Annotated in this window: 13 protein-coding genes and 3 pseudogenes; 9 read left to right on the top strand and 7 right to left on the bottom strand. The window is 57.9% G+C overall.

The features are described from left to right. Positions 1-86: 86 nt before the first annotated feature. Positions 87-234, top strand: a pseudogene (locus AB4N43_RS10525) (group II intron reverse transcriptase/maturase); the annotation flags it as partial. Positions 235-771: 537 nt separating this feature from the next. Here AB4N43_RS10525 and AB4N43_RS10520 read toward each other — a convergent pair. The 3 genes and pseudogenes from AB4N43_RS10520 to AB4N43_RS10510 form a co-directional block, all read right to left on the bottom strand. Then, positions 772-983 (bottom strand): annotated as a pseudogene (locus AB4N43_RS10520) (transposase domain-containing protein); the annotation flags it as partial. A gap of 92 nt (positions 984-1,075) precedes the next feature. Further along, positions 1,076-1,846: a group II intron maturase-specific domain-containing protein gene (locus AB4N43_RS10515; RefSeq protein ID WP_224794872.1), complete on the bottom strand. Its 771-nt coding sequence runs from the start codon at positions 1,844-1,846 to the stop codon at positions 1,076-1,078. Beyond that, a pseudogene (locus AB4N43_RS10510) lies at positions 1,819-2,436 on the bottom strand (reverse transcriptase domain-containing protein). Before AB4N43_RS10510 ends, AB4N43_RS10515 begins: the two are co-directional and overlap by 28 nt. Before the next feature lie 275 nt (positions 2,437-2,711). On the opposite strand from AB4N43_RS10510, the gene AB4N43_RS10505 reads away from it, so the two are divergent. Then, the gene (locus AB4N43_RS10505; RefSeq protein ID WP_224794871.1) at positions 2,712-2,900 is read left to right on the top strand and encodes an MbcA/ParS/Xre antitoxin family protein; all 189 of its coding nucleotides are present in this window, start codon (positions 2,712-2,714) and stop codon (positions 2,898-2,900) included. 321 nt (positions 2,901-3,221) lie between these two features. Next, a complete protein-coding gene (locus AB4N43_RS10500; protein WP_224794870.1) occupies positions 3,222-3,500 on the top strand; it encodes an XRE family transcriptional regulator in 279 nt (92 codons plus the stop codon). Between the two features lie 330 nt (positions 3,501-3,830). Here AB4N43_RS10500 and AB4N43_RS10495 read toward each other — a convergent pair whose 3' ends face one another. From AB4N43_RS10495 to AB4N43_RS10485, 3 genes are all read right to left on the bottom strand, one after another. Continuing rightward, the gene (locus AB4N43_RS10495; RefSeq protein WP_460153973.1) at positions 3,831-5,495 is read right to left on the bottom strand and encodes a hypothetical protein; all 1,665 of its coding nucleotides are present in this window, start codon (positions 5,493-5,495) and stop codon (positions 3,831-3,833) included. Continuing rightward, positions 5,495-6,643 carry a tyrosine-type recombinase/integrase gene (locus tag AB4N43_RS10490; RefSeq protein ID WP_154946615.1) on the bottom strand — a complete coding sequence of 383 codons (1,149 nt, stop codon included), beginning with the start codon at positions 6,641-6,643 and terminating at the stop codon, positions 5,495-5,497. Before AB4N43_RS10490 ends, AB4N43_RS10495 begins: the two co-directional genes overlap by 1 nt. A 162-nt stretch (positions 6,644-6,805) precedes the next feature. Continuing rightward, entirely contained in the window at positions 6,806-7,303 is a 498-nt protein-coding gene (locus AB4N43_RS10485) for a DUF6231 family protein (protein WP_027925654.1), read from the bottom strand. A gap of 189 nt (positions 7,304-7,492) precedes the next feature. Between AB4N43_RS10485 and AB4N43_RS10480 the strand changes: the two genes are divergently transcribed. From AB4N43_RS10480 to AB4N43_RS10465, 4 genes are all read left to right on the top strand, one after another. Further along, the gene (locus tag AB4N43_RS10480; protein WP_027925653.1) at positions 7,493-8,182 is read left to right on the top strand and encodes an OmpA family protein; all 690 of its coding nucleotides are present in this window, start codon (positions 7,493-7,495) and stop codon (positions 8,180-8,182) included. A 91-nt stretch (positions 8,183-8,273) separates the two neighbouring features. Next, positions 8,274-8,993, top strand: coding sequence for an OmpA family protein (locus tag AB4N43_RS10475; RefSeq protein WP_027925652.1), 720 nt, complete (start codon positions 8,274-8,276; stop codon positions 8,991-8,993). 147 nt (positions 8,994-9,140) lie between these two features. Continuing rightward, positions 9,141-9,419 (top strand): DUF1145 domain-containing protein, encoded by a 279-nt coding sequence (locus AB4N43_RS10470; RefSeq protein ID WP_194939911.1) that lies wholly within the window; start codon positions 9,141-9,143, stop codon positions 9,417-9,419. Further along, positions 9,412-10,170, top strand: coding sequence for a hypothetical protein (locus AB4N43_RS10465; RefSeq protein ID WP_027925650.1), 759 nt, complete (start codon positions 9,412-9,414; stop codon positions 10,168-10,170). The genes AB4N43_RS10470 and AB4N43_RS10465 overlap by 8 nt, the downstream gene beginning before the upstream one ends. Positions 10,171-10,206: 36 nt before the next feature. On the opposite strand, the gene AB4N43_RS10460 is transcribed toward AB4N43_RS10465, so the two are convergent. Beyond that, positions 10,207-10,671 carry a CopD family protein gene (locus tag AB4N43_RS10460; protein WP_027925649.1) on the bottom strand — a complete coding sequence of 155 codons (465 nt, stop codon included), beginning with the start codon at positions 10,669-10,671 and terminating at the stop codon, positions 10,207-10,209. Between the two features lie 99 nt (positions 10,672-10,770). Here AB4N43_RS10460 and dinG point away from each other — a divergent pair, with 99 nt between their 5' ends. Together dinG and AB4N43_RS10450 are read left to right on the top strand one after the other, a co-directional pair. Next, positions 10,771-12,915 (top strand): ATP-dependent DNA helicase DinG, encoded by a 2,145-nt coding sequence (gene dinG / locus AB4N43_RS10455; protein WP_027925648.1) that lies wholly within the window; start codon positions 10,771-10,773, stop codon positions 12,913-12,915. A gap of 95 nt (positions 12,916-13,010) precedes the next feature. Further along, a complete protein-coding gene (locus AB4N43_RS10450; protein ID WP_460153971.1) occupies positions 13,011-15,521 on the top strand; it encodes a beta-galactosidase in 2,511 nt (836 codons plus the stop codon). Positions 15,522-15,611: the final 90 nt, after the last annotated feature.

The following is a 15,611-nucleotide window of genomic DNA, read 5'->3' as shown; positions in this document are numbered from 1 at the left end:
CGAATCTGAAGGAAGCATGTGAAACGCAGATTATATTCCAAAAGAAAACTGTTACTTCTAGTCCCGGATGGTATCCGAGGAAGACTCTGACAGGGTCAAGCATCGACGGCGTCCGTGACGTGGACGAACGCGGAGCCGGACACGCTTATGGCGCGGGTGCTTGCACCCGCCAACCTCAAGCGTGCGTTTCAGCGCGTAGTCAGCAACAAGGGCGCACCGTGTGCCGATGGCATTATTACTTGGGTTGCGGGATGAGCTGGCACCAACAGCCGAGACTAAAAGAGGGGAACTCAACTAGCGATAATCTTTTATTAGTTGCTTGTGACGCGGGATTAGTTCTGATCGTTGTTTTGTGCTCGCTGAGCTTCTTTTTCCTTTCTGTGATTATTTATATCTAGTCTGGCACCCCAAGCGGTGACGACGACTCCAAAAACGACCAACAGAATCAGTTGAGTGGTAAGCATGGCTGTCTCCCTGTAAAGGGTCTATTGGACTTGCAATTGCATTCCATGCCAAATTGAATTTGTTACAGTATCTTGCAGCGACGGACGCTTTTACGAATGCGCACTAAACCCTGTCAGCTCGACGCTTCTGATTTTAAGAATCTTCTTATATCAACCAGATAATTCAGCTGTCATCTTCTTCTCCATTTATTTCTCCCGACATTGAAGATAGATAGATCCAGAAAGATTTACACAACCCTTTTTACGCTGGCTATTTTTTATACTGCGACAGCTGTTGGTGCCGCCCCGTCTTGCGCAACTAAGTCGGTTACCAGTTATGCGCCAGCAACTGCGCAATATTACTGGCCCGCTGCGTCGGCAGGCGCGTGAGGACGTCCTTCAAATAAGCATACGGATCATGCCTGTTGAGTCGCGCTGACTGGATCAAATTCATGATCGTCGCCGCCCGTTTGCCGCTGCGCAGCGAACCTGCAAAAGCTAGTTCTTACGACCCACGGCCCACGACTGGATCTGGTTGTCGGGTAGTCAGACGCGGTTGCCCGCGTCCAACCCCCTAAGAACCGTGCATGCGAGTTTCCCAGCACACGGCTCAAGCCTCTGCTAAGGCACCCCTAGGCACCCGGTTGTACATCATCGGCATAGGCAAATTGCACATCCCTAGGGCAGCGCAGGTGGTAGATCTCAAGATTAGCGGCTGCGTCCGTCCCGCCATGACCTAGCTTCACAATATGGCGACTGTGCCACGGTGTGTCTTTGGTCACCGGCTTGAAGCAGGCGCAGCACCTGCCGCCCTGTTGCACCCATATCCGATACAGCTTGGCTCGACCTTTTACGGAAGTGAGCATCCTCTTGCCCCAGCGGGATTCGAAGTACTCATCCCATGTAGGGTCGTGAGGGTTGGCAGCGGCCTTAATCTTAATATGTCGCACAATCGGTGTGTCTGAGGCGTCTACTAGCGTGTACTGACGCTTCCGACCATCGGCGGATTTTTCAGTACACGAGAACACCCAACGGCGCGCCCCTTGTACTTTGAAATACCGATCCTTCACCCATCGGCGTGTCTTGCGAGGGTGGCGACGTACCGCCCATCGCCAGAGCATTTCCCACACTGCGCTGTCCACCTGGTTGAAGACCTTCTTGGCGACGACATGACTGTGATAGTTCGCCCAGCCCTGTAGAACCGGAGTGAGCAAACCTATCAAGTTAGCCTGTCGTATCGTTTTGTTGGTCTTGATCAACTCTCGCAGCTTGGCAAGGAGAGCCCTGATGTTCGCCTTGGACGGCTTGATCAGGAGCTTGCCGTTGTACTTGCGCAGGTTCCATCCGAGGAAGTCGAACCCGTCCCTTATGTGCGTTATCTTGGTTTTTTCCGGAGAGAGCACGAGACCGCGCTCCGCCAGAAATTCAACACGGCGGGCCTGACTTCATTCTCCAGCCATTCTTTCGAACAACCAGTGATGATGAAATCATCTGCATAACGCACCACGCGCATTTTTCGGGCTGTCCACTTCGCGTTGGGAAATCTCTTCGCCAGCATCGCTTCCAACCCATCCAGCGTCATGTTCGCCAACACCGGGGATATGATGCCTCCCTGCGGGGTTCAGGCGTGGCTGGGGAATAGCTGCTTTTGGTAGACATAACCAGCCCGGAGCCATTTCTGCAAAATCGCCTTATCCATGGGGATGTTGGCGATCAACCAGTCATGGCTGATATTGTCGAAACAGCCTTGAATGTCGCCCTCTAACACCCACTCCGCGTTTGCTTTTCGTGACAGCACACCAAAGCACTGTGCGGCGGCATCCGCAGTTGAACGTTCCGGCCTGGAGCCAGGCGAATCGGCTAGCCGGCGCGACGGGCGCGGTTGTGCACATGGGGCGCGTGGCTGATGGGGTTTTCCGACCAAGCCACCTTTCCTCGCGACGGAAAGGGCTGGATGCTTCTTGCACAATACCCCAGCCAAAAGGCGAGCCATGTTGGCTGAAGTGATGCACGAAACGGCTTACCAGACCTATCGGCGCCGGCTGGAGACGTGGCTGCAAATCCCCCTTGACGCTTCTGAGCAGGATATCCACGAGTTCATCATGGGGGGGCTCGTCCGCGAGTGTCGAGACGGTCTGCAACCTGGGTGCATTCAGCCCAGTAGCGCGCCATCAGATCATTTCGCCTGCTGTCCTCAGCACTCGGTTGGCTCGCGGTCAGCGCCTGAGTGAGAGTGATCGGCTGTTTCGTCTTGTGCACGTGATGGCCATGGCCGAGGTGCTTTTTGGCGACGACCAAAAAGCCCCGCGCTGGCTCAGCAAACCCAAGGCGCGCTTTTCGGGTGCCACCATGGCGCTGCTCTCCACCAGCAAGGGCACTCGTGTAATTGAAGAAATGCTATTGAAGTGGCAGAAGGTTGGCGTTTTGGGGGGCACGGGCGAAAACGGTGGCGGGTAAGCGTCGATTCGATTAAGTATAATTTCTAGCGCGTCACGCGTGGTGAAGTGCTCCGAACCAAGAAACGGCCCCAACCGAGTCCGCTGCAGTGCATCGGTTGAGTAACCAATGGTCCAGTTTCGCAAGGTGTGATGCTTGGGCGCTTTTTCTAAAGGGACGTCATTAGTGAAAAAAAAACAGTGTATAAAATTGCAGACGCAAAGGCGTAATCGTCCGGTTATTGTCTAGGAATCATCATACTATGCATCTCCAAGCGCAGACCGACCAAGTGATCTCTGCATCAGTTGGTCAGCACATTCAGATTCTGCGATTGAAAAAAATATGAGCCTGGGAGATGTGGCTAAAGAAGCCGGGATCAGTCGTCAGACGCTGCACCTTTTGCTTAATCATGGGAAAGGTACGCTGGTGAATTTAATTTCCGTACTTAGAGCTATTAATGAGCTAGAGCGATTGAGTTCTTCATTGGAGGAGGTTCGGCCAAGTCCATTGCAGATCATTCGAATGGAAGGCAAAAAACGCCAGAGGGCTTCGGGTCGTCGAACGGCAACTGATGAAAGTTCCGTCGCGACTTATAACTCGAAAAAAGTCATTGATTGGTAATCGAACTTTTGTCGTGCCAGGCGGCGTTTTGCTGTTGTCAGCGAAGGTGCGTTGCCGGACGGTTACTTCCATATGAAATCGGTGCAGGAAAAGCATATGGGCTTCGAAGGTAAATTATCGTAGGTGCATCACCTAGCCGGGAGATGGCGGCAACTTCGGTGGATTATCATCCATGGACGACCGCGGACACTTCTTCCTTAGACGCTGAAAGCACGCTTAAGGGATTGGCCGAGAGCACGTCCTGGGGCCGTTTCCCGCCGAGGAAGGTATTTGGCGACGCAAACCAGAACGCCATTGCCCACCCGTCCTTTATCGCGGTCAATGTCGAAATTACACTTTCCAGCGCAGAAAACGGCCGAAAGCCTTGTGCTGGGTCGAGTCCGTAGATCGGGAAATAATCAACGCCTTCATGGCGCAAAGCAAAAATCTTACCTGCCTGCTTCCATTTGTTGGGCTGCGAGCTGGGGTTGTTGGGGCGTACTCTCTTGCCCAGCGCCGATTGTCCATACGTGAGCGTTCGGCCAGCACGCGGAAGTAGAAGCTGAATAGCTTGTACAGATCCTCGGAGGTCACAGCGTAGTGATTGCATCGCAGACAGTTCATGAAATTCATGCAAGTCGCTCCCTCGCGCTTGGGAGCGTACTGACCGTTCACCGGGTCGGCGCAGCGGCCCATGGGGGTATCCTTATACGTCGCTCCAATTGTGTTGCTTAGCAACTCCTGGACCAATACCTCCCACATGAACTGCCAATTGCGGCGTGCACCGTCACTGGGTAACAAGTAGTTACGATCTGCTACCCGCGGGGTATTGCCTAAAGCCGCGGCAGTGACTGCCAAGTCGCCATCGGTCAGTTCGAATATTCGGTTGGCGAAGGTCTTGCGAAGGCGAGAGATGTTAATGCGCAGTGGCTTTCCGTCTATGTCGGTCAAATTATAACGAGCGACAAGGAGGCTTATTGCAGCTGACAGTGAACGTCCATTTAACGCAGTGATTTCGCCGGTATTATTCGGGGAGCGAATGCGATGCAGCCACACGCGGCCCTTCAGGTCGTCCGGTACCTGTGCATCTAGAGGCTCAGTTAGAGTCATCGTGCGACGGATTAGCCGCTCCACATTGGTCCTCACGCTCGGCGTAGATTCCAATAGACGCTCGGCGTCTGATGCGGCGCGGAGGACCGCCTTGCTGGTGCTGTACCCCCGCCTTTTCCATAACACCAGGAATACGGTATCGTCTTTGGGGTGCGGGCGCAGGCATTCACGGTCCATTTCCAGCAATGGCGTAGTATTGCGTCCAGTGTGCAGTGCCACCACTAACAGAACAAAGCAAAGGAGTTCTCCGGTCAAAGGTGCACCGTCGTCCCAGATTGGTCTAATTGCCTGTCGTAGCGCCACCGTAAACGCTTGCCGTTCGCGCTTGGATAGCGCCGTCTCGCCTTTGGTCTTGCGGTTGACGTTCGGATAGGGATTCTTGGGGAAGGTGGCCGCATCGCCGGAATTAACTAAATGGATCAGTCCGCGGTGTCCCAAAGCGAGTAGTACGGGCTTGGTTTGCGCGTAAAGGGTCTTCTGAGTGCTACTTGACACGTCTAGCCCAGCGAGATGGATGAGATAACCGTCGATCAAGTCGCGACTAACATCCTCCAAAACCAATTCACGGCCAAATGCCGTCGCCCGCAGCGTGCAGTATTCGAGGAAATAGCGCATCCCATGCCTGCAGTAGCCACTCACCGTGCTCGTAGCGACAATAGCGTCCCCATCTGACAGAAAGCGTTCGATCTGGCGCTGGCAGGCATAGGTGATGGGATTGATGCCAACGCCGTACCAGCTGGCAAAATCGAAGCTACGGGCTTGGGAGGCGTTCCGCCTGAATGCGATCTTGGTGTTACTCGGCGGAATTACTTCATCCAGAATGACCACATTGCCTGACGTGTCGCGGTCTTGGTGGACTTGCGGGACGTTGAGGTCTGTCTTGGTAAATACCTTACGCTTACCCATCAGATCCCTTCCGCCAATGCGTTCAACTCATCGTCATATGCCAGCACCGCTTTGTCGGCCATTTCGTTGACCAGGTGCAGATACACCATGGTTGTCTGAATCGAGCTGTGGCCGAGTTGCCTCTGAACAAAGACCAAAGGCTCCAGCCCACTCTCAGGAGTACGCTGGAGGCTGACTAGGGTTTGGGTGGCATAGGTGTGCCGGAGCATGTGCGTATGGACCTTTATTCCAGCCCGCTTGCCGATCTCGCTGATGATCCGGTTGAGGCTCTTGCCGTCGTCACCATAGGGTTCCCCGAACTGATTAAGCAGCAGTGCCTTTTGTGGGGTTTTGCTTAGCGATGCACGCTCGCCGCGCACCTTCGTCACATAGCGATAGAGTTCAGCCATGAACTTGCGGTTGACGTAAATATCCCGTGGCTTGCTCCCCTTAGTCACCATACCGCTGCCATCGAACGGATCCAGCGGAATGGGAAGGTTGCGTTCGGCACGTTCAGCCTTGTCTGGGTCGAAGACATATGCCCTCGGGAAGGCAGCGATTTCCTCGCGGCGCAGACCTGTATGTAACGCTAGGCGAATCATTATCCGGTGATGAGGATTCTCTGCAGCGGCCAGGAGAGATTTGATCTCGGCCATGCTCAGAAACTTGGGCAGGATCTTGTGGCGACGCGGCATCACATCGTTTGCCATCGTCTTACCGCCTCTGGCATCGACATGCTCAAGGAAGCTCAATTCGCGCTTTACGGTGCGTTCTTCGTATGAGAAGGGCACGCGTTTCACCCACCCCTTCTCCAGTGCGTATTCGTAGAACTTGCAGATGTAAGTCAAGCGCTGGCGAGTGGTGTTTAGTTTCAGCTCGCACGTATTCAGGCAATAGTCACGATAGGCTGCAACTAGACTCTTCGCCTCGCCACGATCAACGTCGCGCCAGTCCAACTCATGGGCTTGAAGGAAGCTAAAGAAGTCGTAGACAGCGCGCCCAGTGCTGGGCCAAGAACGATCAGACCCAATTTCGCCGCGAAGCAAGTAGTGGCGAAAAAACTGATTGGCGGGAACACAACTCTCCATCGAGTCCCATAGCAAAATAGGGAAATCCGGGTATGGTTGCCCAGCTATCAAAAAATCTTTAGTCGCCCTCACAAGCTCCATCTGTCTTCCCTCACGTGATCAGACACCCACCCCTTTAGTCTGCTTTGACAGATGCAGGGCTGTTAGATCGCCCCCCGATCACCAGCTGCGGCTATGGGTTCGCAAGGGAAGGCCTACCAATACTATGGGAATCTAACTCTTGCAAGGCGTCAGATCATTGCATTACCACCAATATTTCCCGAAGTTTTCCGGATTGGCCCAAAAGCGTGAGTTGAGCCAGTCGGGTACTTGTTTGTAGTCAAGCAGATCATAGGTGAACAGGGTCAACACTTGTTCATCGCGCTGGAAGCGCTCGCTGGCTTGCAGGGCCAGGGAGAAAAAATCCGTCTCCTGCCAGCCGCTGGCCGACAAGTCCGCCAGCACCGCAATGCGGCTGGCGTTGAGGTTGCGGATCCCGCCGAGCAGGTTCAAGCCGTCGCGCTTTGGCAAGTGTTCGAGGCAATCGACCGCCAGCGCCAGATCGAACCGGCGTGCCGCCAGTTCCGCCGGCAACGGTCCCGGTGCCGTGTGGGCGACACACGTATCCGGGTGCGCAAGCTTGAAGGCTTCCAGGGCGGGAAACTCACTGGCCCCGATCAGCAACAGCTGCGCGGGAGCGTAAAGGTCCAGCAAAGCGGCCAACGCCTGTTGCGGTGTGCGCGAAGAAATAGCTGCAATCATCAAAGATCCTCAATCAGAGCACCAAGACTAGCCTGCCCAAACGTCCGGGCCTAGAGCGGGTTTAGCGCAAATGCGCCAATCCGTCGTGTACACGGGATAAAACAGCAATGGCCTATTGCTGGCGGAGTTTAATAGTCGGGTCTTTACTACCTGAATCGGTTCTAAGCCGATCCCTCAGGAGAAAACTAGATGAGCATAGTTCGGACAGCATTACCCTTGGTTCTGCTCACCAGTGTGTTGACTGGTTGCGCAGGTTTGCAGAAAACCGACTGGCCGACCTGTGCGGCTGTCGGTGGTGTCGTGGGTGCGGGTCTCGGCGCGACCGAGAGCTCCGCGTGGGCAGGCTATGGCGCGCTGCTCGTCGGCGGCACGGCAGCGGCCTATTGCTGGGTTCACGGTGATGGCGACGAAGACGGTGATGGTGTACCGGATAGCCGCGACAAGTGCCCGGGCACACCGCACGGCGTGACAGTCGATGCCAACGGTTGCCCTCCACCTGCACCGGTGGTTGAAGAGGCTGTTGTGGTCAAGGAAGAAACCATCGTCATCCGCGATGTTCACTTCCAGTTTGACAAAGCCACCCTCACACCATCCGACAAGCAGGTCCTCGACAAGATCGCCACTCGCTTGAAGGCGGAAGCGCCTACCGCTCAACTGACCGTTACCGGCCATACCGACAGCGTGGGCAGCGATGCCTACAACCAGAAACTGTCGGATAAACGCGCTCACTCGGTGGTTGAGTACCTCATCGAGCAAGGCGTGCCACGCAGCAGCTTCGTGTCTGTAGTAGGTGCCGGTGAAAGCCAGCCGGTCGCCGATAACAAAACGGCTGACGGCCGCGCGATGAACCGTCGCACGGAAATCAAAATCAACCGTTAAAGTCCCTTCCGCTCCGTGGCTTGTATAGTCGCGGATGCGGGTCTTTACTCCTGTGTAACCGGTATGGGCCGGTAACACAGGAGCTTTCAATATGAGCGTTCTCACAAGGACCGTCCTACCGGTTCTGCTGCTTGGCAGCCTGTTGACCGGTTGCGCAACTCACAGTGATGGCACTGCCCCCCTCAATCAACGCACCTGGCCAATCTGCAGCGTCATAGGCGGGCTGGTGGGTGGCGGTTTGGGCGCCATCGAAAGTGGCGGCTGGGCGGCCGGAGGAGCAGCGCTCGGAATCCTGACTGGCGGCTTGATCTGTTACGCCCAGGATGGCGACGAAGATGGCGACGGCGTTTTTGATCGACGTGATCGTTGCCCCGATACTCCCGCCAATACGCCGGTCGAACATCATGGTTGCCCGCTGCCGCAATACCCGGCCAGCGTGAAACCTGTCGAACCTGTACCCGAAGAAGTCATCACCCTCAGCGATGCGGGCGATGTGCTGTTTGCGTTCAATCAATCTGACCTGACCCCGTCTGCGCAGAATCAGCTGACTGCGCTGATGCCGAAATTGCAAAGCGCCGATGTGGTGAGTATCAAGGTGGTCGGCCATACCGACAGTGTCGGTTCCGATGCCTACAACCAAATGTTGTCGGAACGTCGCGCCACCAGCGTGGCAGCCTATCTGATGAACCAGGGGCTGGACCCGAACAAACTCACCAGTGAAGGCAAGGGCGAAAGTGAGCCCATCGCCGATAACGCGACTGACGAAGGCCGCGCGAAAAACCGTCGCGTGGAATTGCATATCAATCGCTAAGCCGCGATATAGAGCCATCGGCCCGCCAATAAGGGGGGGCGATGGCCATTCGGCGGTCTTCATGAAGAATTTTCCGTTGCCCTCTGGCGCATCCCGCGTGGAAGCCGTTACTGTGCGCCCAAAGAATAATGATCAGCGGGGGAGCGTATGAAGGTGTTTTGGGGGCTGGGGAAGTTATTGACCCTGCTGTTCTGGCTGGTGGTGCTGGTCAATCTGCTCACGCCGTTTGTTTATCCGTTGCACCCATTGGTCAATCTGGCCGGGGGCCTGCTGGCACTGTTCCATCTGCTGGAGCTGGTGTTCTGCAACCGCAGCCTCAAAGGCCGCGCCCACCCTTGGCGTGATCGCTTGCAGATTGCCATTTTCGGCGTCTTCCATCTTCAAACCATCCCGGCTCCCTCCGCACCGAAGGCTTCCCATGCGTAATCTCTGTCTGCTCGCCGCATTTATCAGTCCATTGGCCTGCGCTCAGGTTGTCAGTGTCGAAGCCAACTCGTTGATGCGCCTGCCCAACACGGCCAGCACCTTGCAACTGGAGCGGCTGGAAGTCGCGGATTACGGCACTTTGCTGATTCCTTCGAACGTCACCGAAGTGACGGTGGGCGAATTGCACTTGGGGCGTGAAGCGCGAATTGCCATCGTGCCGGGTGAACAACCGCTGGAATTTAAAGTGCACCGTGCCGAGTTGTCGGAAGGCAGTCAGATCACTGCGCGGGGCGCGCCGGGGAGTTTCCAGAAGGCGGCACGCTCGGGGCGCAATCTGAACTTGCAGATCAAGGCGTTGACCGCTCCGCAATTGTTGGTCGATGCTCGCGGCGGTGCGGGCGCACCGGGGTTTTTCGGTCTTGACGGCGCCAATGGCCAGGATCCGGGTTGTACCTATGGTCAGGCCGGTCGCGGTGCCGATGGCAGCGATGGCAGTGATGGTCAGCCGGGGGCTGCGGGCGCACTGGTGAAGCTGGAAGTGCCGCGCGATTTCCCGGCGGATAAAATCAAGGTGCAGGTCGCTGGCGGTGCCGGCGGTCTTGCAGGTCCTGGTGGTAAACCGGGGGCGGGTGGCCAGGCCAAAGGCTGCCTGGTGTACAAGGCCGATGGCGGCAAAAGTGGCCGTCCGGGAGCGGATGGCCAGCCTGGTCCTGCCGGGGCGGCGGGTTCGGTAACGGTTCAACGGTTGTAATCCTGATCGTTCCCACGCAGAGCGTGGGAACGATCATCAGAACATCGGCCGGGCCGCAGCAATCGCCACCAGCAACAGACCCACCATCAAATTAATCCCCACCAACCGCCGAATCTTCCCGAGCACGGCTGCACCCGTCGGCCAATCCTGCGCGTTCACTGCAATGCGCAACTCCGGCAGCATCAGCGCCTGGATCCGGATAAACAGCGCCGTCATCACCACGTACAACCCCATCATCACCTGCACATAACGCGGCGCGGCCTCAAACCCGGCGTATTGCAGATGAATCATGCCGACCCCGCTGATCGGCAGCAGCACTACCGCGACCCAGACCCAGCGGAAAAAACCTTGAAACACTTCCACCCACAGCTTCAGCCGGGCGGGGCCTTCCAGCGCCTTCATGGCCGCGGGGCGCAAAACCATCCAGGCGAAAAACATGCCGCCCACCCACACCAGGGCGGACAGGACATGCAGGGTATAAACGATGCCAAAAGGTGTCATTGGGGTACTCCGTTCTGCGCGGGATTAATTAGCGGGGTATGATAGCCGCCGAACCGAACCACTGAAAATTTATCCAGCATTTTTAGCGCCCGACAATCCATGATCAGCACCGAACTCAAAACCACGATCCAGGGCGCCTATTCGCGTTTTCTCGAAGCCAAGAGCCTCAAGCCGCGCTACGGCCAACGCCTGATGATCGCCGAAATTGCCAAGGTCCTCGGGGATATCGACACCGACGACGAAGGCCGGCGCAGTGGCGACCCCGCGATTGTTGCGGTGGAAGCCGGCACCGGTACCGGCAAAACCGTGGCCTACAGCCTGGCGGCGATCCCGACCGCCAAGGCTGCCGGCAAACGCCTGGTCATCGCCACGGCCACCGTCGCCCTGCAAGAGCAGATCGTCTACAAGGATTTGCCCGATTTGATGCGCAACAGCGGGCTGAATTTCAGCTTCGCGTTGGCCAAGGGCCGTGGGCGCTACATGTGCCTGTCCAAGCTCGACATGTTGCTGCAGGAAGGCCACGCACAAACGGCCACGGCGCAGTTGTTCGAAGAAGAAGGCTTCAAGATCGAGGTCGACGAGGCCAGTCAGAAGCTGTTCACCAGCATGATCGAAAAACTCGCCGGCAATAAATGGGACGGCGACCGCGACAGTTGGTCGACGGCGCTGGAAGATGCCGACTGGGCGCGTCTGACCACCGATCACAGCCAGTGCACCAACCGCCATTGCCCGAACTTCGGCCAGTGCGCCTTTTATAAGGCCCGCGAAGGCATGGGCAAGGTTGACGTGATCGTCACCAACCACGACATGGTGCTGGCCGACCTGGCCTTGGGCGGCGGTGCCGTGCTGCCAGACCCGCGCGACACCATCTACGTGTTCGACGAAGGTCACCACCTGCCAGACAAGGCCATCGGCCACTTCGCCCATTACACGCGCCTGCGTTCCACTGCCGACTGGCTGGAAACCACCGCGAAAAACCTCACCAAACTGCTGGCCCAGCACCCGCTGCCCGGCGATTTGGGCAAGTTGATCGAGCAAGTGCCGGAACTGGCCCGCGAGATCAAGACCCAGCAACAATTCATGTTCACCGCCTGCGAGCAGGTCGCCGATTTCAAACCCGGCGAAGACGTCGAAGGCCGCGAGCGGCCGCGTCATCGCTTCGTCGGCGGGGTGATTCCCGAGCACATGCGCGAGATGGGTGTCGAGCTGAAGAAGGGCTTTGCCCGGCTCACCGACCTGTTCACCCGACTCACCGAGTTGCTCAAGGAAGGCATGGACGGCGAGGTCAACATCGGCATCGCCAGCAATCAGGCCGAAGAGTGGTACCCACTGTTCGGCAGCCTGTTGTCCCGTTCCTCGGGCAATTGGGAGTTGTGGGTGGCGTTCACCGCTGAAGACCCGGAAGACAACCCGCCCATGGCCCGTTGGCTGACGTTGGCCGAAAGCGGTTCGCTGTTCGACATCGAGGTCAACGCCAGCCCGATCCTTGCCGCAGAAATGCTTCGGCGCAACCTGTGGAACGTCGCTTACGGCGCATTAGTGACCTCGGCAACCCTGACGGCCCTCGGCACGTTCGACCGTTTTCGCATGCGCGCCGGCCTGCCGAAAAAAGCCGTGACCGCCGTGGTCCCAAGCCCGTTTCACCACGCCGATGCCGGCGTGCTGCGCGTGCCGGACCTGAAAGCCGATCCGCGGGATGCACCGGCCCACACCGCGGCGATCATTCGTGACTTGCCGCAACTGGTTGAAGGCTCCCGGGGCACGCTGGTGCTGTTTTCTTCCCGCAAACAGATGCAGGACGTGTTCGACGGCCTCGACCGCGACTGGCGCAAGCAAGTGTTCATTCAAGGCAACCTGTCGAAGCAGGAAACCTTGAACAAGCACAAGGCACGTGTCGATGGCGGGGATTCCAGTGTGCTGTTCGGCCTCGCAAGTTTTGCCGAAGGGGTCGACTTGCCGGGCGCGTACTGCGAGCACGTGGTGATCGCGAAGATCCCGTTCTCGGTGCCGGATGATCCCGTCGAAGCCGCGCTGGCGGAATGGATCGAGGCCCGTGGCGGCAATCCGTTCATGGAAATCTCCGTGCCGGATGCCTCGCTGAAACTGGTCCAGGCCTGCGGTCGCTTGCTGCGTACCGAAGAGGATCGCGGCACCATCACCTTGCTCGATCGACGTCTGGTCACCCAGCGTTACGGCAAAGCCATCCTCAATGCGCTTCCGCCATTTCGCCGCGAAATTTCCTGATACACCGGTGGGCACATTTGCCCGCCGCGTTGTCTATCTCTCTACCATCGCTTTTCCATTGACCCTTGAAGGTCGTTAGGGAGATCCACGTTCCTATGATTCGCCGTTCGTTGCCCGCTGTATTTGCCCTGATGTTCGCAGCCCCTTTGCTGGCAGCCCCCGCCGGCCAACAGACGCTGTTCAACTTTGTACGCCCCGCTGACGTGGTCCAGGTGGCGACTCAGGACGCCAGCCTGCCCCAATCCAATGCGGAACAAACAGCCGAAGGCGAAGTGTTGCGCCGGGTGACGTTCAACCCGGTGGCCCAGCCGAGTTTGCGTTTGACCCCGCAAACCGGCGCCTGGGACTGGTCGCAATCGGGCGCCATGAGCCTGCGAATCCAGAGTGCAATGGATTGGGCCGTGACCCTGTACGTGAAAATCCAGAGCAATGACGGCAAGACGCTGGTCAGTCGCGTCGATTTGCCGGCCGGTCCTGCGCAGACCTTGCTGGTGCCGTTGGTGGCAAGCTCATCGTTGAGCCAGGGCATGAAAGCCGGGCCGCCCATGCCGATGACCGTCGACGGCCAGCGCATGTTGCTGGCCAGCAGCGCCGGTGAGCTGGATCGCAGCCAGGTGGTGTCGGTGACCTTGTCGATGGATCAACCGAAAGTGGCCCAGAACATCTTGCTCGAACGTTTTGGTGTGCAGGACGGTGATGCCGTGACCCGGGCCGTTTATGGCGGGTTAGTGGATGCATACGGTCAGTCGACCCGGGCCAAATGGCCAGAAAAGATCAGCAGCGATGAGCAATTGAAAAGCGCAGCCGCCAAGGAACAGCAACAACTGAAAACCTGGCTGGCCGAGCGCGAAAAATCCTCTCTGGACACCTACGGTGGCTGGACCAAAGGCCCGATATTCAAGGCCAGCGGCTTTTTCCGCACTGAAAAGCGCGACGGTCGCTGGTACCTGGTCACCCCGCAAGGGCATCCGTTCTATTCGCTTGGGGTCAACACCGTGGCCCCGGACGTCAACCAGACTTACGTTGCCGGCCGGGAGTGGATGTTCGAGTCCCTGCCAAAACCCGACGAGCCGCTGGCCAACCATTTTGGCGACGGTGACAACCGTGGCGGTAACGGTGCCGATCAGGGCCGCGGCTATAACGCCGGTCGCTGGTACGATTTTTACGGTGCCAATTTGCAGCGCCTGTATGGCGCACCGTGTGCGCTGGGCAGTGACACCAAGGCCGGTGTTGCCGAAGCGGCCAAGGCCGATGCGGTCGAAGCGACGGTCGAGAAGGCTGCCGAGCAACCTGTTACGCCTTCTATTGCCGAAGCCGGAGTCGCCGAAGCGGCCAAGACCGGCGCCGCCGAAGCGACCGAGGCGAAAGCAGTTGAGCAGAAACCCGCCGAACCCTGCAAAGCAGTGGTGGATGAACAACGCTGGACCAACCACACCCTGGATCGCCTGCAAGCCTGGGGCTTCAACACCATCGGCAACTGGAGCGCCCCGGCGCTCGGCGACGCTGATCGCGTGCCGTACACCTTGCCGCTGTCGATCGTCGGCGATTACGCCAGCATCAGCACCGGCACCGACTGGTGGGGCGGCATGCCCGACCCGTTCGATCCACGTTTCGCCATGGCCACCGAACGCGCCGTGGCCATTGCCGCCCGCGATCATCGCGACGACCCGTGGCTGATCGGCTACTACGCCGACAACGAATTGGCCTGGGCCGGTCCCGGTAACGACCCGAAAGCCCGTTATGCGCTGGCTTACGGCACCTTGAAAATGACCACCGACGTGCCGGCCAAACGTGCGTTCCTCAAGCAGCTGCGCGACAAATATCGCAATCAAGCGGGGCTGTCCAAAGCGTGGGGCATCGATTTGCCGGCCTGGGAATTGATGGAAGACCCGGGCTTCGTGCCGCCGCTGCCAAGCGCTGACCACCCGGAAATCGAGGCTGACTTCAAATACTTCCAGCAGGTCTTCGCTGATACCTACTTCAAGACCCTCTCCGACTCGCTGAAGTGGCACGCGCCGAACCAGCTGTTGCTGGGCGGTCGTTTCGCCATCAGCACCCCGGAAGCCGTGGACTCCTGCGCGCAGTATTGCGACGTGTTGAGCTTCAACATGTACACCTTGCAACCGCAGGACGGTTACGACTTCGCCAAGCTGCGCAGCCTCGACAAACCGGTGCTGATCACCGAATTCAACTTCGGCTCGGCGGATCGCGGTCCGTTCTGGGGCGGCGTGACGCAATTGGCCAAGGAAGAAGACCGTGGGCCGGCCTACGCGAACTTCCTCAAGCAGGCGCTGAGCGAGCCTTCGATTGTCGGTGTGCATTGGTTCCAATACCTGGACCAACCCGTGACCGGGCGTTTGCTGGACGGTGAGAATGGTCACTTTGGTCTGGTAGGGATTACTGATCTGCCGTTCCAAGGGTTTGTGGAGGCCGTGCGCAAGAGCAACCTGGCGGCTGTCGATCAGTTGAGCAAAGAGGCCGTGAAAGCAGCGGCCGAGGCCGACAAGGCCAGCCACGATGCGGAGGGCGGCAGAAAGGCCGAGGCCGGAAAAGGGCCGGGGAAGGGCACTGGAAATGCGGGTGGGCATTCCGGTAATGGTCATTAAGTTCTAAAAGCATCGCGAGCAGGCTCACTCCTACAGGGGATCTTTGGTGTGGCGAAGATCCCCTGTAGGAGTGAGCCTGCTCGCGATGGC

The organism is Pseudomonas sp. S2_B07, assembly GCF_054668435.1.
This window is presented reverse-complemented; position numbering and strand designations above follow the sequence as displayed.